Origin of the sequence: Shewanella goraebulensis (genome assembly GCF_030252245.1) — a bacterium.
Lineage (GTDB): Bacteria > Pseudomonadota > Gammaproteobacteria > Enterobacterales > Shewanellaceae > Shewanella > Shewanella goraebulensis.
In genome coordinates, this window is record NZ_CP126972.1 from 3,348,593 (window position 1) to 3,369,836 (window position 21,244).

Genomic DNA, 21,244 nt, shown 5'->3' on the forward strand with positions numbered 1-21,244 from the left:
AATTACTTGGTTGCAATTTTTAACCCTAATACAGCCAATACAAACAACACAGAACAAGTAATAAAGCCCATAGCAACAGAACCTGTAAAACCAAGTACTGTGTAGCCCACTAAGCTTAATGCTGCCACAATAACTGCGTAAGGTAATTGCGTCATAACATGATCAAGATGATGACAACTTGCACCAGTAGAAGACAGAATTGTAGTATCTGAAATTGGTGAACAATGGTCGCCAAATACCGCGCCAGATAATACTGCAGCAAGCATTGGTAACATCATAGTGCTGTCACTGCCCATCGCCATATCGGCAGCGATTGGTAACATAATACCAAACGTACCCCAGCTAGTGCCGGTTGAAAATGCGGTTAAACCAGCCAGTAAAAATAATACTGCAGGCAGTAATGCAAACGGAATATTGCCAGTCGCAAGGCTTGCCATGTACTTGCCTGTTTCAAGCTCACCAATCACAGATGCGATAGTCCAAGCAAATAGCAAAATATAGATTGCTGGAAGCATTGATTTGGCACCAACCTTAAGACCAGTAAACATCATGCTAGTGCTAATTTTTTGTTGGATGGTTAGCAGTACAGTAACTACTAAGCCCACTAATGAACCGTAAAATAGAGACTCACTAACTTCAGTATTTTCAAATGCACCTAACACACTAAACTTAAGGCCTTCGCTTGCAAGTGCATCAGCGCCTGTTGAAACCATAAAGTAAATCGTTGCTGCAACTAACACAAAAATTGGTAGGAACAAGCCCATGATTTTACCGGTATCTGCTTCTGGTAAATCAGCTGTTGCACCTGGTGGTAAGCCTTTGCTTTCGTCAAATAACTCACCTTTTTGTGCATTGCGTTCATGTTGACGCATTGGACCGATATCTAAACCGAAGATAGCCACACAAAGTAATAATAACAGAGCAAAAATGGCGTAAAAATTCATCGGTACCATTTGCAGGAACACGCTTAAGTGACCCGTGTCAGCAAAACCATGTGCCGTTAAGATGCCGCCGATAAGTGCGATGATATACGCACCCCAACTTGAAACCGGAGAGATAACACACACTGGCGCAGCAGTTGAATCTAATAAATAAGCCAGTTTTGCGCGAGATATATGATAGCGGTCTGTTATAGGACGAGCTATTGAACCAACAACAATACTGTTGAAGTAATCATCAATGAAGACAACACAGCCTAAAAACATAGTCATCAGCTTAGCATCACGTTTATTACGAATCCGCTGATGCGCCCAATCGGCAAATGCACGTGCAGAACCACTTACAGTGATTAATGCGGTGATCATCCCTAATACTACTAAGAAGCCAATGATCTGTAGATTCCACGCGTTTAACGCGCCGTCATCCCACACTAAGCTCGTCACAGTGCTGACTAAATGACTTGCAGCCGCACCAAACGAGAAGTCACTTAAAAGTACAACACCAGCAAGAATACCTAAGCCAAGTGAAAGAAGAACTCTACGTGTTACCACTGCTAAAATAATTGCCACTACTGGAGGCAAAAGCGAAAGTGCCGAATCGGCATAACTTGTTATCATCATTTTTATATTTTCTTCGTTAAGTACGAATGGAGGATAACTGATAAGGCAAGACAACGCAGGAAGCGAAGACAAGGATCTTTTCAGTAGCACTCCACAGTAATATCGATATCAACATCGATATCCATTGTTTTATCCTCACGGATAAAAATTACTATGACAGTGCAGCCCCTTTCGGAAACTGCCCCAGCAAACGGCATTGATATAACCTGTTCACTTCGGCACCAAATCCTTTCACGCTAAGTTATTGGTATCACCCAACCTAACCTTACTGATATTTGATGCGCCTCTACTTATGTATTCAGCCGTGCGAGAACCTTATTTGAAGCTCTCAGCTATTACACGCCACTATACAAACATAAGCACGAGGTTAATTACCAGATAAAAGTAGCTTATCTTGTGAGAAATAACATCACAATCAAAAAACACCACAGCAGCTTATCAGCCGTGTAACGATTTGTTAGCAAGTGTGGATTTATCCATCAATAATGACGATTTCAGTCAATTATGCCGCTGTTCACTTTCTTTATTTATTGATGAGTAGTTTCACAGCTTTAGTAATTAATTGAGGGTGATTACTTTTAATTCAGTTGATGCTCTCAGTGATAAAACGTCGTATTAGTGAGTGCCATTGATGATTATTAACTTAACCAAGCGTGCAAGTGAGCCTTATATAGCAACCTAAAATAAATCGTTGCTCTAGAGTAAAGCACTAAGGCTTAACAATTAGAGCATATACTTTAATTGAGGATTGTTTTTATCGCTACATTAGCAGCTCAAGATATTGAATAATAATCCATTTAGTACTATTTAAATCACTTGTTAATAATAAGCCCTCAGTGAATGAAGAAACCTTTAGTCATTAAAAAAGCACTCGCTAAAGAGGAGCTTTAAACAATAAGGAAGCATTAGCTTATTACGAAAGTTTGTAACCTTGAGTACATTTAGAAATAGCTAGAAAGAAGATTTATCAAAAGTGACATTTAAATTAACTTGTCTATTTAAATAGCTTGATAGTTAGCAATTTAATTTGTAAATATTCAGCCAATAAGCCCGTAATCAATCCAATCACGCTCGATAAAATTCTGGTTAATAACTCCCAAAATATACCGCTTTTTTCTAGGCATTAAAAAAGGTTTTTGTCTGTAAGACAAAAACCTTTTTTACTAGTCACTCATATCAAATCAATAACAGCCCCTGGGAACAGACTAAGGACTGTCAGCGATAGCTTATAATGCGTTGGTTAATTCTGGTATAGCATCGAATAAATCAGCTTCAAGACCATAGTCAGCCACTTGGAAAATTGGCGCTTCAGGGTCTTTGTTAATAGCAACAATGACTTTAGAATCTTTCATACCCGCTAAATGCTGAATAGCACCAGAAATACCGACAGCGATATATAAGTCAGGAGCAACAATCTTACCTGTTTGGCCTACTTGTAAATCATTCGGTACAAAACCAGCATCAACAGCTGCGCGAGATGCACCTACTGCTGCAGTCATTTTGTCAGCTAACGCTTCTAAAATGGCAAAGTTCTCGCCACTGCCCATACCGCGGCCACCAGAAACAATCACACCTGCACTACCCAACTCAGGACGTTCAGACTCAGTCAGTGTTTGTGAAACAAACACGGTTTTAGCTTCAGCAACAAAATCAACGGTAACGGCTTCAGCACTACCTTCATTACCCGCAGCATCGAATGCACTGGTACGAACGGTTAATACTTTTTTGTCATCTAAGCTTTGTACTGTCGCTAACGCAGAACCTGCATAAATAGGACGCACAAACGTATCTGCGCTTACCACTTCAATCACTTCAGATATTTGTGCTACATCTAAAAGTGCAGCGACGCGAGGTAATGTATCTTTACCCACACTGGTAGCAGCTGCAACAATATAGTCGTAATCACCAGCAAGCTTAACCACTAATTCAGATAAGTTTTCAGCCATTTGCGCTTCATAAGCAGCTGAATCAGCAACTAATACTTTACTCACACCAGTTAATGCTTGAGCTGCAGAAACTGCTGCACCGCATGCGCTGCCAGCAACTAATACATGAACATCACTACCAATGGCAGTAGCTGCACTAACCACTTTTGCAGTGTCTAGCTTCAAACTTGCATTATCGTGTTCTGCTAATACTAAAATGGCCATAATTAGATCACCTTCGCTTCATTTTTTAACTTTTCAACTAGCTCAGCTACTGAACTTACCATGATCCCAGCTTGACGCTCAGCAGGAGGAGTCACCTTCACGATATTTTGATGTGCTTTTAAGCTCACACCTAAATCATCAATTGAAAGTGTCTCAAGCGGCTTACGCTTAGCTTTCATAATATTTGGTAGTGAAGCGTAGCGTGGCTCATTTAAGCGTAAATCTGCAGTCACAACAGCAGGAAGCGGCATCTTAAGTGTTTGTAAACCACCATCCACTTCACGGGTAACTTCAGCTCCATCAACGCTTAACTTAAGCTCTGAAGCAAATGTGGCTTGAGGCATTTGGGTTAATGCAGCAAGCATTTGACCGGTTTGGTTATTATCGCCATCAATTGACTGTTTGCCAAAAATCACCAAGTCCGCTTGTTCTTTTTCTTGCACGGCTTTAAGAATTTTAGCAATTGATAAAGGCACTAACTCTTCATCTGTTTGCACATGAATAGCACGATCTGCTCCCAATGCCATTGATGTACGTAGCTGCTCTTGTACAGCTTTAGATCCAACACTGACAACCACGATCTCTGTCGCACTTCCCGCTTCTTTCAATCGAACTGCTTCTTCTACAGCAATTTCACAAAATGGGTTTAACGCCATTTTCAAATTAGCAGTATCAACATTTGTGTTATCAGCCTTTACTCTGACTTTCACATTGGCATCGACTACGCGCTTTACAGGCACCAATACTTTCATGGGATTTCCTTCTACACCTTCAATGTATGTGGATGGCACATTGGTTGTCACCAATGCAATATGGCACAACTTTACGTCCTGTTAACGTTAACGTCAACCGAAGTCAAACACTTGTTTTATATTTTTTTGGTTAAGTTGATGCTTATAAATAAGTTGTATTATGTAATAATTTATTAATCTATCGCTTTATTTACGCTTTTTTATTTAAATTTTGTTCATTTATTGATTTTTTTATTTGATCCAAACAAGTTTAGTTTCTATTATTAAAGCCGATTCAAGTAACCGTGTTTTCTACTATTATTTTTTAACATTTAAATGGTCAAATCAATTTACGCTTTCGGTTGATTACAATTAAACAATCAAGAGTTTTGATAAGTATTATTTAATAGCCACTGAATTACTTGAGATACTTATTATTTAAAATCATTAGGATGCACATTGATATGAGTGACTTTTTAGAAATTTTAACACATGGTCGTCGTTTTAAAGCAGCAGTAAAAGAGTTATCACTAGAAGATTTACGTGAACTGTCAGTAAAACTTGAAAAGATTATTACTGAGAGAGAAGAAGACGAGAAAGCTGAATTAGAAGCGAATGCAGAACGTAACGAACGTATTGCTGAAATATTAGCGCAAATTGAAAACAGTGGTTTATCAATTGAAGACTTAGGTGAAATCACTGCTAAGCCTGCGCCAAAGAAACGCGCTCCGCGTCCAGCTAAATATCAAATAGAAGTTGAAGGTGAATTAATTCAGTGGACTGGTCAAGGTCGTATGCCAACTGTATTTAAAACACAAATTGATGCTGGTAAGAAAATGGAAGACTTTTTAATTCCTGGCATGGAATAAAGGTTATCTTTTCTGCAATTATAGAGCTTACTTCGGTAGGCTCTTTTTTTATCGTCAGAACTCTGTCAGCAAGTATTTCCACAACCTTGTTAGCCATGTAAACTGTAACCCAGAACTCCCTCTTTAATGCACTCAAAAGAATTAGGTCGTATTATGAACACTTCTCGTCAGCTTGCGTTATTCACAGCCCTTTCGACTGTACTTTTATCAGCTTGTTCAGGTAATTACTCATTCAACAGTAATTTAGACGGTGAAGCGATTGATGAATACTTCAAACCTTCTGGCGTAGTGTTATACAAAGATGGTGAACGCCCTAAAGGTGCGTTTGAAATTGTCGGATTAGTCGAAGGCGAGTCTTGCCAAGAAACTGAAGATGGTGTGCCAGCGAATATCGCAGATGCGCGCACTGAGGCTCGTAAAAAAGCAGTTGAATTAGGTGCCAATGGATTAATAGTGAAAAAGTGCTTATTAACAGAACAGAAGAACAATACCTGTTATACCCAAGCCTTTTGTGTCGGCCAAGCAATTAAAACTGAAATTACTGAATAACCGATAAATATATTAGTTAAATAAATGAATAAATATTCTAAACAGTCTTTTAGCTCTCAGATAGAAGCTGTTGCAATATGTCGCACACCGTACAAACAAAAATTTGGAATACCAAGACAACCTGGTTTGGTAAATGTGCGAGGCTGGGTTGAACTCGCTCCGCACGTTAATAACCTCGATGCAGTTCGTGGTATTGAACAATACTCTCACTTGTGGCTGCTTTTTTGTTTTCACGAAAACTTAGCCCAAGGTTGGAAAAATACTGTTAGGCCGCCAAGATTAGGCGGAAACGAAAAGCTAGGTGTATTTGCCACTCGCTCTACATTTAGACCAAACGGTATTGGTCAGTCAGTAGTAAAATTACACAACGTCGTGCAACGCAATGGTAAAGTCTGTTTAGAAATATCAGGAATGGATTTATTAGATGGCACGCCCATCATCGATATTAAACCCTATATTCCTTTTTCAGACTCTATTGATAATGCCAGTGGTGGAATAGCACAATCAACGCCTAAGCTTATAGAAGTTGAATTTAGCCAATTAGCACAAGAGCAACTTGCAGATTATTCTAGCACTCAACAATTGGTAAATTTACAGCAAGTGGTTAATGATGTTTTAGCTCAAGACCCTCGCCCAGCATATAAAAAAGCAAAGCTTGACCCTAAAATATATCAAGTCGCCCTATATGATATCGATATTTTTTGGCATATTAATAATGACAAGATTGAAGTGATTGAAATAAAGCCGACCTCGGTATGTTAACAGCTCAAAGCCTGTCAAAGTTGTTGTAAATACCGACTCTACCTCCATTTAATGCTCAAATAAAAAAGTCCATAACCATGACCAATGATAAACCAGACTATCAAAGCCAACATAAAAAACGTTTATCTTGGATGCCTTGGCTGTATTTTTCCTTAAAAGAAAAACATTTAGTTTGGGCTAAACCTTGGCAAGACAACATTCAACAATTATTGATGCAAGTTGAAACTATTCATATTGGTGAGCAATGCTTTATTGCCCCAGAGGCGCATTTATTTGCTGAGCGTGGCCGAGATATCCATATCGGTAATCAATGCATGATTGCCGCCGATGTATTTCTACATGGGCCAATTACGATGGGGAATGAAGTGGCAATTAATCATGGCTGTTCATTCGATGGCGGAAGAGTAGGCATTAGCATTGGCGACAGAACACGTATTGCCAATAACGTAACGATTTATGCTTTCAACCATGGCATGTCTGTAGACTCCCCCATTTATCAGCAACCCGTTAGCGCAAAAGGCATCACCATAGGTGAAGATGTTTGGGTTGGAGCACAAGCAGGGATAGTAGATGGTGTAAAAATCGGTAACCAAGCCGTTGTTGGTATGGGCAGCATAGTGACAAAAGATGTCCCTGAGTTTGCCATTGTTGCAGGAAACCCTGCCAAAATCATTGGCGATAGACGAGATAAATAGCCTGTTTAATTAACCCACGACAGTGCTACTTGGGGTGGCTTAGGTCTGGCTCAATATGTGTATTTATTTCCGCGAAGTTCATTGTTAAAGTCATCGCTGACAACCTAGCCAGTCCACTCTCTTCTGCAGCAGCTACAATAAAGCATTTTTCACATCAATTATCTGGTGACAACATCGTGGCAAGTGCTAAAATGTCGCCCATTAATAGTTACTAAGTGGACATTGGGAATGCGAGTTAGCAATTACCTGCTTTCAACACAAAAAGAAACCCCTGCTAATGCAGAGGTTGCCAGCCATCAATTAATGCTACGTGCGGGTTTTATCCGTCGTAATGCATCAGGTCTTTATTCATGGTTACCGAGCGGCCTACGTGTTTTACGTAAGGTTGAAGCGATTATCCGTGAAGAAATGGACAAAGCAGGTGCAATTGAAATCTTAATGCCGTTAGTTCAGCCTGCAGATCTTTGGGTTGAAACGGGTCGCTGGGAAAAGTTTGGTCCTGAGTTATTACGTTTTCAAGACCGCCACAACCGTGACTTCGTATTAGGCCCAACTCACGAAGAAGTGATTACTGACTTAGTGCGCAAAGAAGTAAGCTCTTACAAGCAACTTCCACTGAGTCTGTATCAAGTACAAACTAAATTCCGTGATGAAGTTCGCCCTCGTTTTGGCGTGATGCGTGCTCGTGAATTCTTGATGAAAGACGCATACTCTTTCCATTTGAATCAAGAATGTATGGACACTACATACGCAGCAATGCATGAAGCGTATAACAATATTTTCACCCGTATGGGCTTAGCATTCCGTTCTGTTATAGCTGACACAGGTTCAATTGGTGGTGACACTTCCCACGAATTCCACGTATTAGCCAACAGCGGTGAAGATTTAATCGCTTATTCAACTGATAGCGACTATGCCGCTAACATCGAGAAAGCTGAATCTCCACTACCAACAGCGACATTAGCTGCGCCATCACAAGAAATGACACTTGTTGATACGCCTGATGCAAAAACTATCGCTGAATTAGTTGAACAATTTGATATTGAAATCACTAAGACAGTGAAAACACTGATCGCTAAAGGTGCAACTGAAGAAGCGCCATTGGTAGCTTTAGTGGTTCGTGGCGATCATGAGCTAAATGAATTAAAAGCTGAAAAACACGAACTTGTGCTTTCACCTTTTGAATTTGCCAGCGATGAAGAAATCAAAGCAGCGGTGGGTGCTGGCCCTGGTTCATTAGGCCCTGTGGGTCTTGAAATGCCAGTTATCATCGACAAAGATGTTGCTGTTATCAGTGATTTTGGCGCAGGTGCTAACCAAGAAGGTAAGCACTTCTTCGGCATCAACTGGGAACGTGATTTACCAATGGCTCACGCTATGGATATCCGTAACGTAGTTGAAGGTGAAGCGACACCAGATGGCAAAGGTACTTATGCTTTCGCTCGCGGTATTGAAGTGGGTCATATTTTCCAATTAGGCACTAACTACTCTGAAGCTATGGGCGCTACCGTACTTGATGAAAACGGTAAATCTAAAGTGATGATGATGGGTTGTTACGGTGCAGGTGTTAGCCGTATCGTTGCAGCAGCAATCGAGCAAAATCATGACGAGCGCGGCATGATGCTACCAGAGTCACTTGCACCGTTCACTGTGGGTATTTTACCAATGAACATGCACAAATCTCATCGCGTTAAAGAAATGGCTGAACAGCTATATAAAGATTTAGCTGATGAAGGCATTGAAATCTTATTAGACGATCGTAAAGAACGTCCTGGTGTGATGTTCAACGATATGGAATTAGTTGGCTTACCGCACGTTGTAGTCATTGGTGACCGCAACATCGATGCTGGCGTATTCGAATATAAGAACCGCCGCACGGGTGAGAAGCAAGATATCTCATTTGATCAAATTGTTGATTTCATCAAGTCTTCAATTAAAGGTTAATTCAATTTAACCTTATTCAAATCGCAAAGCCTTAGTTTACATTAAGACCTGTCGAGATAAAGACGCACCATAAGGTGCGTTTTTTTATGCCTAATCGTTTATCCAGTCTAAAAACTCTGCCTGTTAAAGATGAAATAATTGTTCAATTACTCGTCGAACCAGATATTATTAACCATACTGATATCATGACGTTAGTCATTAGGAAGGAGATCTTAGTTGTCAGAATCAATTGCACTTGTTTTAGGCGGTGGTGGCGCACGAGCAGCATATCAAATTGGGGTGTTAAAGGCCTTGGTTCAACTGTATCCTCGTAATCATCACATTCCGTTTGAAATAATCAGTGGTACGTCCGCTGGTGCGATTAACGCCACATCTTTGGCCACCCACGCTTCATGTTTTCACTTAGGTGTTAAAAAGCTAGATTGGGTATGGCGTCATTTTGAAACTAAAAAAGTCTACCATTCATCGTTTCCGCGAGTATTTAAGCATCTGTGTAAAATGGCGCTTAAAGGCCTACAGAGCGATAAAATGAATACCGATGCTGGCAGCTTATTAGACAATGCACCACTTCGCTGTCTGCTTAACCAGTTGATTGATTTTCAGCGAATAGAGCGCAATATTGGTAGCGGCGCACTCAAAGCCATTAGTTTAGATGCATCAAGCTACAACGACTCTCACTCTTACAGCTTCTTTCAAGCCAATAGCAGTGTAAGTGACTGGCAAAGAGCCAGACGACAAGGAAATCGCTGCACTTTAACCACAGACCATTTAATGGCTACATCTGCTATTCCATTAGTTTTTCCGTCGATTAAATTAAATCAAGCTTATTTTGGAGATGGATCGGTGCACCAACTGTCCCCACTATCCAGCCCCATACATTTAGGCGCAGATAAAATCATGGTGATTAATCTCGATAGTCCCCATCAACAACACCATAACGAAGTCGACGCCCATCCAAAAACGGCCACCATTGCAGGTCACTTACTTGATACTATTTTCTCAGATACCTTAAATAGTGATTTGGAACGGTTAGAGCGGATTAACACCACATTAGCGTTAATTCCAGAAGCGGATGCTAAGCTAATAAATTTGCGAAAAATTGATACTTTGGTCATAAAACCCAGTGAAGATTTAAGTGAGATAGCCGCGCGATATTTTAAAGAGTTACCCATTGCTATTAGGGTGTTACTCAAATTTTTTGGGGTTGATTGCGAAACCGACTCCAGTGTCGTCTCATATTTATTATTTGAAAAAGCCTACACGAGTGCTTTAATTGAATTAGGTTACCAAGACGCAATGACGCAGATTGATACTATTAAAACGTTTTTTAATATCGACCCAGCACTCACAAAGGACAGGTAAGTCAATTATGTAAAGCCTGATTGACCCTATACAAGTTCAAATACCAAAGGAATGCTCATGAGCGCAATAAGGATAATTGCAGCGATAGTAGTCATAGTGCTCACCGCTTGCTCTGAACCACAATTAACTTTCGACCCAGATCCTGCCAAAGGAAGCATACACACCGTCGACTGGCCAGGAGTGTATCAAGGCACTTTTCCGTGCCCGAGTTGTGATGGTATGAAAACAACCCTCACTTTAATACCACCGAATCAATATAAAATATCTACTGAACATTTAGGCCAAACTCCCCTACCATTTAAGAATGGCGGCATATTTCACTGGGACAAAACCGGCAATATTATCTATTTAGACCGTGGCCAAATTTATCATGTGGTTGATGGAAAAATGTATTTATTGAATGTCGAGAGCCAACGAATTCGCGGCGATGATGAAGAAAAATACATAGTGAATAAAATTGCCGATCTACCCAATAAATCATCAATTAGCTCAGATACTTCGAATCAATCATCACATGCAAAAGATTGAACAAAAAAATTCACCGTCTTAGGTGATTTTTTTTGCTTTCGTTCGAAATTCAAATTAGGTAAAAATGGGGTTGTACTCAAAGTGAGTACGGCTCATCACTGAGTTGAACTATCACGTCTTTTATGTGGTCATCAATCAGTTTAAGAAACACGTTGGAAAGAGATATGTCTCAATACTACAAATTTGATATCGACGATGCCCTTTGGGAAAACGAAGTTGAAGAAAAGCCAAAAGCTAAAAAGCTCAAGCAACGCAGAGTAGATGTTAAGCGTCGTTATGCAGATGATTACGCAGAGTTGGATTTTGAAGTAAACCAGTACCACTAAAGTGTTTATACTTATTCGATCAAAAAGCAAGTTGCCCTGCAACTTGCTTTTTTGTTGCCAATGACTTTATCGCCACAACAACATTTTTAATTTTTTCGCTTAAAATCGCGACGTACCGCCAATGTAAAAGCCGTCTTCAAACGATCTGTCTGAATGATTATCATATTGGAATTTCATGTTTCGGTAACCAATAAAGATAGCCATGTTCGGGTTAAAGTCGTACTGCACTTTTGCACCTAATTCGGTGTAACCATCAACATCTGAAAACGATAATACTGATGGCGCATAGTACGCATCACCATGGAGTGAGATTTTATTGCCTAAGGCGAGCGTGTAATGTCCACCAACAGAAATAACACTGCCATCTGGACTGTCATCAAACCATACAGATGTCCACTTAGGACCGATTTCGATAGTATGAGCACCAGTTTGATGAGTCATATGCATAGCAAACTCTGCAAGGTGACCTTTTTTATCAGAATAGATGTACCCACCTTCAAGGTTTGTATGCGGATTTATATTTGATTTTAAATTAGCAGACACAACATGCTCACTTAAGCCAAATGAAACTTCGCTCGCCGTTGCACTTAACGACAACCCACTGACAGCCATCGCTGCTGCTAAAATGATTTTTTTCATATTACAAACCTCGGTCTTAAACTTTATTTCCCGAGATTATACTGGGCTAAAATCTTTAGTCTTTATAAATCAGTTGTATTGCTCAGGGTTCAAGCAATACACACACAAACTTCACACACACAGATAACATCCCCCGCTTTTAATTAATAATTGATACCCATTCGCGATTGGTTAGGTATTTACTAAGTATTCAGTGCTGATGAGGCGACCAATAGCGGGGCATTTAAAAAAATATCAGCTTAAGTCTTAGAGCCACTATCTACAAAGCTATAATCGATATACTAAGGTTATAAATAATTTAAATTGTGCGCAATGCAATTGACTAAATTCAATACTGCTATATAGTGATATTAAATTTATAAGGAGTTTCTATGAGCCAGTCTTTTTACGAGCAAAGTGCAGTTGATATTCAAGGCAACACAGTTTCAATGTCAGATTTCAAAGACAAAGTTGTTTTGGTTGTAAACACTGCCAGTGAGTGTGGTTTTACTCACCAATACAAGCCACTTGAACACCTGTATCAACTCTATAAAGATCAGGGCTTTGTCGTGTTAGGTTTTCCTTGCAATCAATTCGGTGGGCAAGAGAAAGGTGATGAGGCTACTATCAGTAAATTCTGCGAGCTTAACTTTGGCGTCAGTTTTCCGCTATTTAGTAAAGTTGAAGTTAACGGAGCAAATACGACCCCACTTTATAAGTTTCTAAAGTCATCCGCCAAAGGATTACTTGGCAGTGAAGGCATTAAATGGAATTTCACCAAATTCTTAATCAACAAGGACGGAAAAGTGTTAAAACGCTATTCACCAACAATGAAGCCTGAAAACTTAATGACTGAAATTGAATCCTTATTAAAGTAAACCAAGCCTGAGCAAAATTTCTGCGTTAGCAACACTTATAGCGTCTACTAGCGACATACTAGGCCGATAAATAACAGCTGGCGTCAATAATTTTTTTCGCAAACGATTGATTTTAAATACAAAAAATTTTAATCGAAAAAAAATCAAATTAGTTGTATCTTTTTTGAACTATTTTCTCAGGTGACAGTCTTATTTAGTAAGACAGTGTGATTTCACTTTCATCATCTCCCTGGGACTTCTAGCGCGGTCCCCTTGATCTCAAAGTGGATCGATAGGCAATCATTTGATTGCCTTTTTTTATGGCTGTTTTTCTTTTGCTATCACGTTTTATCATTCCCTTTGGAAACATGGATTACTAGGACATCCACCGTTTTAGCGTATTTAATGCAGGCAAGCCATTTGGTTATTTTTCTCAGAGATGGGAATTAGCATCATTGATTTAGCCGTTATGACGGTCTTAGAGACACCAGCTTAATAGGAAATTAAATAAATTTGATCTTTTTTATAAAAAATTTGAACCTTTCTGAAAAGCGTGACTCTGAGTAATGTAGCAAGTTGATAATGTCGATTTACTTTAAAACGAATAACCCCTTCATCACGGTTTATTCAAAGTTAATAAACATATCAACATGGTCTCATCAACCAATGCTAATCGAATTAGTTTTAAGACTTTTTCTTTGTTTTAAAGTTTCATCATCATCCCCCACATTTGGGAACGTATCGATAAGCTAGCGCAACTTTGATACATGTCCCGCAAGAGATACTTCTGGCAACCCGTTGGGTTGCCATTTTTTTTGCGTTCGATTTATCGTAAATCAGTCTCTGCCATTTTGGTAAAACGCCAAGCTGCTCTTCCTGTAAAAAGCTAAGCTGATTTTAAAGTTACAGTGCCAAAGGTGAATATCAGAAACAGAAACGGACAACGACTGCATAGCAATCTATTGATAGCTGAGAGATGGCGATGTGTAAGTAGATGCTTTCGAAAAAGCGTTTACAGAAGTGTGACAAAAAGTTAAAAGAAATAATCAACAGCAGCTTGAAGAGCTGATTACAAACGAGTTGACTCACAAGCCGTTAAAAAAGCCTATTCAATGATAAGAAAAAACGACTTTTCAAAAAGCTCTTTTTAAAATAATGACTAAAAATGAAATTTTTTATCGAGCACATTGAACCTTTCTAAACAATGATACTCATAGTAACTGTAGCGAGTTGATAATGATTTAAACGACTTACTGTTTACAGTAAATCAAGACATTATCTAAGGTTAACTAGCCCTTCATCACGGCAACTTAATTATCGCTAAAAGAATTAGTTTAAAACGGTTTTATTGTTTTTCATTAATTGTTCATCATCATCCCCCTTATTTGGGAACGAGTTAATACGCTAGCGCATTATTAACCATGTCCCGCAGAGATACTTCTGGCAACCCTTTGGGTTGCCATTTTTTTTGAGTTCAATTTCGATATTTCACTTACGCTTAACTTCAGTCACAGTTAACTTTAGCCCCGCTCAAGCTTAGATACAGCCATGCTCATAGCCACACTCAAAAAATAAATTGAAAAAAAGATCATTTTTTATCGATCTGATTGAACCTTTTATAAGGTGGGTACTCATAGTAACTGTAGCGAGTTGATAATGTTTAAATGACTTACCGTTTTTGACTGTATCTCATTACAATTTCAACGGTTAATTTGCCCTTCATCACGGCAAACTAATCATTGCTAACCGAATTAGTTTTAGACTTTTTCATTGTGTTTCCTGTAAACGTTCATCATCATCCCCCCTATTTGGGAACGTATCGATAAGCTAGCGCAACTTTGATACATGTCCCGCAGAGATACTTCTGGCAACCCATTGGGTTGCCATTTTTTTTACCTCCCACTCATGCAACTCAAACTTAAATACATAATATCTGTATAGCCATAAGCGCAATCTCGGACGTTTATGAATAAGCTTGAACGACTTTAAAAACAAGAAAGTTGAGGGTTGAGGGCTAAGAGTGAATTGATGAAGAGATATAGCTAAAACCGTCACTTAAATCATTTAGTACGGCATAAATTAGCTTAGGAGAAAGCATTAGTATTAAACTGAATAAATAAATCGAAAAAAAAGATCATTTTTTATCGAATCGATTGAACCTTTTCCAAGGTAGGTACTCATAGTAACTGTAGCGAGTTGATAATGACTTAAACGACTTACTGTTTCAGTGAATCAAAACATTATCTAAAGTTAACTAGCCCTTCATCACGGCAACTTAATTATCGCTTAAAGAATTAGTTTAAAGCGTTTTGTAGTTTTTCATTAATTGTTCATCATCATCCCCCTTATTTGGGAACGAGTTAATACGCTAGCGCATTATTAGCCATGTCCCGCAGAGATACTTCTGGCAACCCATTGGGTTGCCATTTTTTTATCTTTAAATTTGCTAGTACCATTAAATTAACCACTACTAGTGATTTAAATTCAATCTTTAAATATCAGGTCTAACTGCACTTGAAGTGAAGGATGGTAGCCAGCTCTAGCTTGCTCAAAAATTGTTGTTGCTTGAGTTCGGTAACCCGCTATTAGTAGTTCGCTATAAAGAGGCTTAACAAACTTAGCTCGGCCAATATTGGTGAGAAATTCTGCTACTTTTGGTAACACGATTTCATATTGATTTTTGATCGCAACTCTAAACCAATCACATGCGAGCTCAGCGTTTTGGCTGTTAGTAAAATCAAATGCCATATCAAGATCTTTTAATTGCACTTGGCTTAAGGTAAAAGGCAGTTGAGTGATGAAATATTGCCAATGATGTACTCGCCAGTTCGTCACGTTAAGCTTCGCGGCATTGACTCCCTCACCAAACTGCTTCAAAGCAAATTTTACCTTATCAAGACTGGTTGAAGTTGGCCCAATAAACCACTCAGGTAACCCCTCACCATAAACCCAAATCATTAACTCTGACTCGCTGATTACTGAACTATGTTGGGTGAGTAACGTTTGCTTTGCATACTTAACGAAGTCTTCCGTGGTAATTGCTTCAAATTTGAAATGCTCAACATAATCAAATAAAAACTTATCGAAAGCTTCGCGACCTAACCGCGACTCTAATTCATGGACAAACATCGATGCTTTATCGTAAGTAAATCGATTAAATGAGTCGTTGGCATCTTGATCTTGTACATTAGCTGGAAGAGTTTGCGACGCTAATGGCATTGACTGCATTTCTTCTTGTAGGCGCCCATACTCAATCACCCATTCAAGTTCTGCCTGCTCTTTGCCATATATTTTCTCAACTAACCGATTAGTAAAATAAGTGGTAAAACCCTCATTAAGCCATAAATCGCGCCAAGTGGCATTACTGACTAAATTACCCGTCCAAGAATGAGCGAGTTCGTGAGCAACGGTCGACACTAAGCTTTTATCACCAGCAATTAAAGTTGGTGTTATAAAGGCTAATCGCGGGTTCTCCATTCCGCCAAATGGGAAACTTGGTGGCAATACAATCATATCGTAACGTCCCCATGGGTAAGGCCCAAGTAAAGACTCAGCAGCTACAATCATTGATTCAGTATCTTCAAATTCCTTGAGCGCTTTTTCAAGCATCGCTGGCTCTGTGTAAATTGCGCAGCGCTCGCTCACTTCACCATAGGCAAGATCGCCTACCGCAAGTGCGAGCAAATGCGTTGGAATCGGCTTCTCCATTTCAAAGTTAAACAAACCATCTCGCGGCATTTCAGCAGAATTGGCGGCACTCATCACCGCCCTCAACCCGTTATTAACTTGAATTGACGCACTGAAAGTAATTCTGGCTTTCGGAGTGTCTTGTAGCGGGATCCAACTGCGAGCATTTACAGGCTGAGATTGACTAAACAAATAAGGAGACTGTTTTCCTAAGGTTTGTGCTGGTGTTAACCACTGTAATCCTTGTGCATCCTTGGAGGTATGATAGTTAACTACAACCTCAGTGAGCTCACTACCAACTTCAATTATGATCATTTCGCCCTGAAGTTCATTAACATGCTGCTGGGTAAATTCAAGCTGACGGCCACTTGTATCAGTGATACTAGCAATGTTTAAGCGGCGACCATCCAAAATTAATTGAGTTGAAGTGGTAATGCGGTTAAACAATAGATTAACTGAACCTTGTAGCTGCTGTTTATCAAAGTCTACGTCTAAGGTAAGTGCCATATGATGCACTTTCATTTCGTTAGTATTCGCTAAAGAATGGTAATCGGTATTGAAATCAAATTGTTCAGCCACAACAGTTCCTTATAAGTATTATTCTGCTGCTATTTTAGCTTAATATCTTGGCTTCATCGAGTGTAAGCTTGAGTGGATTTCAGACACAAAAAAGCCTCACGAATGAGGCTTAATAAATCAGATAAATCTAGGCTTTTATCACTTCAGTAATTAAAGCTTGATACCTGCTTTTTCTAGGTCTTTAGCAACTACACTGCGTGGTAGTGGTACATAACCGTCTTTTTCTACAATTTGCTGACCTTGCTTAGATAACACGTAACGGATGAACTCGCGATCCATTGGTGATAAATCTTTGTTAGGGTGCTTATTGATGTAAACGTATAGATAACGTGATAATGGGTAAGTACCATTCGCAGCGTTAGCAGCTGTTGCATCAATATATTTAGTACCTTTCTTAGAAATAGCTACCGCTTTAACACCTGCAGTCTTGTAACCGATTCCAGAGTAACCGATTGCGTTAAGGCCTTGAGAAACAGACTGAACTACTGACGCAGAACCTGGTTGCTCATTAACGTTTGCTTTGAAGTCACCTTTACAAAGTGCTTTCTTTTTGAAGTAACCGTAAGTACCAGATACTGAGTTACGACCGTATAACTGAATGTCTTTCTTAGACCAGTTTCCCTCTAGCCCAACATCAGCCCAGCGAGTAACGTCATCGCCACCACATTTTTTAGTAGACGAGAAAATTGCATCGATTTGTTCGATGCTTAAACCTTCAATTGGGTTATCTTTATGTACGAAAACCGCTAATGCATCGATTGCTACACGAATTGCCGTTGGTTGGTAACCGTAATGCTTTTCAAATGCTTCAATTTCGTTAGGCTTCATTTGACGGCTCATAGGACCGAATTGTGAAGTACCTTCAGTCAAAGCCGGTGGTGCAGTAGAAGAACCAGCAGCTTGAATTTGGATATTTACATTAGGGTAAATGTGTTTGAAATCTTCAGCCCATAACGTCATCATGTTTGCTAACGTGTCTGAACCAACTGATGACAAGTTACCTGAAACACCACTTGTCTTTTCATATACAGGTAATGTTTTATCAATTGCTGCCATCGATGTTGCTGAAAAAACACCAGCTGCTGCAAAGGCGATAGTGCCAACTAGCTGTTTAAGTTTCATTGTAATGCTCCGGTATTATTAGCGTTGTTATTTAAGACACGCTCAGTATCAATCGCTTCAATGACAAGTCTATGACTAATATGTGACAGTTGTATGACAATCAACATTTTAAACAATTAAGAAACAAACCCACCAAACGCTGTGACACATAACAAAAAGCAAATTAAATCAGACAAATAACCCTACTTGACACAGTAAAAAACACAGAACATATAGTGGCATAACCACAAAACCATGACAGCTAGTTTTCGTTTAAATTAAAACCTACGGCCGAAACCTACAATGACATGCTGCCAATTTAAGAAACCGTATTCAGCATAAAAATTCCATTCATTCTTAGGGCCAAAGTCATAATTGACACTAAAAGACATGTTTTTAGTTTCTTTTTTAGCAAGGTCTATATCAAACTTTACCTCTTCCATCAAAGGTTCAAGCTCTGTCCCAATAAAGGAGTAATCACCTGTCACATTCTGATTAACACTCTGATGGCTAAATGCTAAAAACCAAGCGAGTTTATCACTGCCGACATCAAAACGTTGCCCGACCCTAATTGAAGCAAGTTTGGTTTTAATAACACTGTCAGTGGTATCTGTATGGGCTTTTACTATCGCCCCAACCGCCATAATAATTACTGGCGTATCACCGATTAACGGATCAATTTGCCCAGCAAGCACTGTACCGATCCCATAATTTTTAGCCGTGTATTCAATAGGGATAGGCAAAACGATGCCATTACAGGCCTCGTCACAAGGTAAACCTTCAACATTATCAAGTTTAGCCTTGATGTTTTTACTGCCTTCAGTATATCCAAGCAAACCGTAAACATTCCAAAATGGTAGTATCCATGCATCAATTTTTAGCTGTACACTTCTGTCTGTACCAGTAATGCTGACATCCTCCGCTGGTACGACATAGTCGTTTGGCCCTCTAAAGCCTAAAAGTCCACCATCGACCTGAACTTGAAAGTCATTTACCGCGATATAGTCAGCGTCAATATTGTTATAAAAAAGGCTTACCCCCACAGGAATGGGTAGCTCATGACCGCGCTCTGTAGCTTTATCGGCCATTAATGGTAAACCACTCCAATGAACCGGTTTAGTTTGTTGTTCTACCAGTTCTTTGACATCATTTTCAGCCCAAGAAGACAAACTAATAGTAATGAGTAGTATAAAACCACTTACGTTTCGAGAGTAATTAGCCATATATCCGAGACCATAATGAAAGTGAAAGAAGGTCAGGTTTAGAAACTGACTTATAGTAGAGTAGCAGTCTTATTTAGAAGAGCTGTCTTATTTAGAGGAATAGCCTTGATACATATTGTAAAACATATTAATTAAACTGGAGAAGTACTTAAGCAATCATTAAATCAAGGATGTTAAGCCCATCACACCGAACAGGGCTGAAATATTCCACTCAACAAAAAAGCCAACCCAATGAAATTGAATTGACTTTATTAATAGAACTTTCACGCAAACGTTTTACATCTTATTTTAGCTTTTTTTTACCACTAAATGGGTTGGAATGATAAAGCTAAAACAACTGCCCTTTTCAAGCTCACTGCTGATGCTTAATTCACTGTAGTGATGGTTCAACGCATGCTTAACAATCGCTAAACCTAAGCCACTACCACCAGTTTTACTTGAACGGGCATTATCAACTCGATAAAAGCGCTCTGTCAGTCTATTAATATGCTGCGGCGCAATACCAAGACCAGTATCTGTCACACTAAACTTAGCCCCAGTCGATACGGTTTCCCATCTTATTGAAATTTTGCCACCAGGTTCTGTATAGCGAATAGCGTTAGAAATTAAGTTGGTACACGCGCTGCGAAGCTGCACTTCATTACCATGACAATCTAAGTTATCTTCAGCATAAAAGCTGAGCTCGTACTGATCTAATGCTAATGCTGACGCTTCATCTTTTAAGATATCAAGCATCACTCGCATATTAATGGTTTGTTCAAGGTCGATGTCAGCACCATCTTCAATACGAGATAAAGCAAGTAGTTGCTCTACCATTGATTGCATGCGCCGAGTTTGCTGCTGCATTAGATTCAATGGTTTGTGATTCATGCTGTCTGGCTCTTCCATACTTTGCATGATCTCTAAGTAACCTTGAATCACAGTTAGCGGGGTTTTAAGTTCATGAGAGACATTTGCCACAAACTCTTTACGCATGCCTTCTAGCTGATTAATTCGAGTAACATCTCTTGCAATAAGCAGTAACTGCCTATCACCGTAACTCATCAAGCGAATTTCTAATAACCGTTGTTCAGAAACTGGAGACGCAAGTTCAAGGGGCTCTTTAAACTCGCCTTTTTTTAGATAATCAGAAAAGTCTGGATGGCGAATTAGATTATCTATTCGCTGACCATTATCCTGCGGCCAAACGAAACCTAAAATCAACTGTGCTAGTTTATTACACCAAAGAATATTGTGCTCAGAATCGAGAACCACAGCAGCATCAGGAAGCGCTTCAGCACCTTGTCTAAACCGGCTGAGCAGTGACGCTAATTGGCCTACACGACGACGGTTTTTTCCCTGAAGGCGATAGATACCGTTAAAGATCCCTTCCCAGCTGCCAGTACCTTGAGGCGGAGTTAACTTTCTATCTTTCCAAAGCCAGAAATTGAGACGACTTATTTGACGATAATGCCAACCTAAAAGTAAAACACTGCCAACAATAATGGCAAAAGAGACTTGCTCAATGATAACGCCGATGAGAGCAAAAACTAGCAGTATTCCAACGAGGCGTAGGAGCAACCGGGATCCTGAATAAGATCGAAACATAAGCGGCCTAATAATTAATGAAAATAATCTCTTAGCGGATATTTAACTAATTGTCGGTAGAAATAATGGCTCACAAGATAGCTTAAAATGATGACACTGACTATAGCCGACTGTTAA

General features: G+C 39.4%; 17 protein-coding genes and 1 riboswitch. Of the genes, 9 read left to right on the forward strand and 8 right to left on the reverse strand.

Annotation, left to right across the window (positions count from 1 at the left end):
* Positions 1–2: 2 nt before the first annotated feature.
* The 3 genes from QPX86_RS14180 to QPX86_RS14190 all read right to left on the reverse strand — a co-directional run bounded on the left by QPX86_RS14180 (position 3) and on the right by QPX86_RS14190 (position 4,461).
* On the reverse strand, positions 3–1,559 hold the full coding sequence (locus QPX86_RS14180; RefSeq protein WP_220755592.1) for a Na+/H+ antiporter NhaC family protein: 1,557 nt from the start codon (positions 1,557–1,559) through the stop codon (positions 3–5).
* Between the two features lie 76 nt (positions 1,560–1,635).
* Positions 1,636–1,856: riboswitch (Lysine riboswitch) on the reverse strand.
* Between the two features lie 929 nt (positions 1,857–2,785).
* Positions 2,786–3,709: an electron transfer flavoprotein subunit alpha/FixB family protein gene (locus QPX86_RS14185; protein WP_220755591.1), complete on the reverse strand. Its 924-nt coding sequence runs from the start codon at positions 3,707–3,709 to the stop codon at positions 2,786–2,788.
* 2 nt (positions 3,710–3,711) lie between these two features.
* Positions 3,712–4,461 (reverse strand): electron transfer flavoprotein subunit beta/FixA family protein, encoded by a 750-nt coding sequence (locus tag QPX86_RS14190; RefSeq protein ID WP_220755590.1) that lies wholly within the window; start codon positions 4,459–4,461, stop codon positions 3,712–3,714.
* A gap of 443 nt (positions 4,462–4,904) precedes the next feature.
* Here QPX86_RS14190 and QPX86_RS14195 point away from each other — a divergent pair, with 443 nt between their 5' ends.
* The 8 genes from QPX86_RS14195 (at position 4,905) to QPX86_RS14230 (ending at position 11,475) form a co-directional block, all read left to right on the forward strand.
* On the forward strand, positions 4,905–5,309 hold the full coding sequence (locus QPX86_RS14195) for an H-NS histone family protein (protein WP_220755589.1): 405 nt from the start codon (positions 4,905–4,907) through the stop codon (positions 5,307–5,309).
* Between the two features lie 153 nt (positions 5,310–5,462).
* Positions 5,463–5,858: an Rcs stress response system protein RcsF gene (gene rcsF / locus QPX86_RS14200; RefSeq protein WP_220755588.1), complete on the forward strand. Its 396-nt coding sequence runs from the start codon at positions 5,463–5,465 to the stop codon at positions 5,856–5,858.
* A 24-nt stretch (positions 5,859–5,882) separates the two neighbouring features.
* Positions 5,883–6,620, forward strand: coding sequence for a tRNA (N6-threonylcarbamoyladenosine(37)-N6)-methyltransferase TrmO (tsaA, locus tag QPX86_RS14205; protein ID WP_285163050.1), 738 nt, complete (start codon positions 5,883–5,885; stop codon positions 6,618–6,620).
* A 77-nt stretch (positions 6,621–6,697) separates the two neighbouring features.
* Entirely contained in the window at positions 6,698–7,315 is a 618-nt protein-coding gene (locus tag QPX86_RS14210) for an acyltransferase (protein WP_285163051.1), read from the forward strand.
* Between the two features lie 228 nt (positions 7,316–7,543).
* Entirely contained in the window at positions 7,544–9,259 is a 1,716-nt protein-coding gene (locus QPX86_RS14215; protein ID WP_285163052.1) for a proline--tRNA ligase, read from the forward strand.
* Between the two features lie 216 nt (positions 9,260–9,475).
* Positions 9,476–10,621 (forward strand): patatin-like phospholipase family protein, encoded by a 1,146-nt coding sequence (locus QPX86_RS14220; protein WP_220755585.1) that lies wholly within the window; start codon positions 9,476–9,478, stop codon positions 10,619–10,621.
* 57 nt (positions 10,622–10,678) lie between these two features.
* Positions 10,679–11,149, forward strand: coding sequence for a copper resistance protein NlpE (locus QPX86_RS14225; RefSeq protein ID WP_285163053.1), 471 nt, complete (start codon positions 10,679–10,681; stop codon positions 11,147–11,149).
* A 164-nt stretch (positions 11,150–11,313) separates the two neighbouring features.
* The gene (locus QPX86_RS14230; RefSeq protein WP_220755583.1) at positions 11,314–11,475 is read left to right on the forward strand and encodes a small highly charged protein; all 162 of its coding nucleotides are present in this window, start codon (positions 11,314–11,316) and stop codon (positions 11,473–11,475) included.
* 99 nt (positions 11,476–11,574) lie between these two features.
* Here QPX86_RS14230 and QPX86_RS14235 read toward each other — a convergent pair whose 3' ends face one another.
* Positions 11,575–12,114, reverse strand: a complete 540-nt coding sequence (locus QPX86_RS14235) for a YfaZ family outer membrane protein (protein ID WP_220755582.1) — start codon at positions 12,112–12,114, stop codon at positions 11,575–11,577.
* A 371-nt stretch (positions 12,115–12,485) separates the two neighbouring features.
* Here QPX86_RS14235 and QPX86_RS14240 point away from each other — a divergent pair, with 371 nt between their 5' ends.
* On the forward strand, positions 12,486–12,971 hold the full coding sequence (locus QPX86_RS14240) for a glutathione peroxidase (protein ID WP_220755581.1): 486 nt from the start codon (positions 12,486–12,488) through the stop codon (positions 12,969–12,971).
* Positions 12,972–15,434: 2,463 nt separating this feature from the next.
* Here QPX86_RS14240 and QPX86_RS14245 read toward each other — a convergent pair.
* The 4 genes from QPX86_RS14245 to phoR form a co-directional block, all read right to left on the reverse strand.
* A complete protein-coding gene (locus QPX86_RS14245; protein WP_285165173.1) occupies positions 15,435–17,159 on the reverse strand; it encodes a M1 family metallopeptidase in 1,725 nt (574 codons plus the stop codon).
* 207 nt (positions 17,160–17,366) lie between these two features.
* Complete coding sequence (locus QPX86_RS14250) at positions 17,367–18,338, reverse strand: PstS family phosphate ABC transporter substrate-binding protein (protein ID WP_220754804.1); 972 nt, start codon at positions 18,336–18,338, stop codon at positions 17,367–17,369.
* A gap of 257 nt (positions 18,339–18,595) precedes the next feature.
* A complete protein-coding gene (locus QPX86_RS14255; RefSeq protein WP_285163054.1) occupies positions 18,596–19,540 on the reverse strand; it encodes a hypothetical protein in 945 nt (314 codons plus the stop codon).
* A 288-nt stretch (positions 19,541–19,828) separates the two neighbouring features.
* Positions 19,829–21,127 (reverse strand): phosphate regulon sensor histidine kinase PhoR, encoded by a 1,299-nt coding sequence (gene phoR / locus QPX86_RS14260; protein WP_285163055.1) that lies wholly within the window; start codon positions 21,125–21,127, stop codon positions 19,829–19,831.
* Between the last annotated feature and the right edge of the window lie 117 nt (positions 21,128–21,244).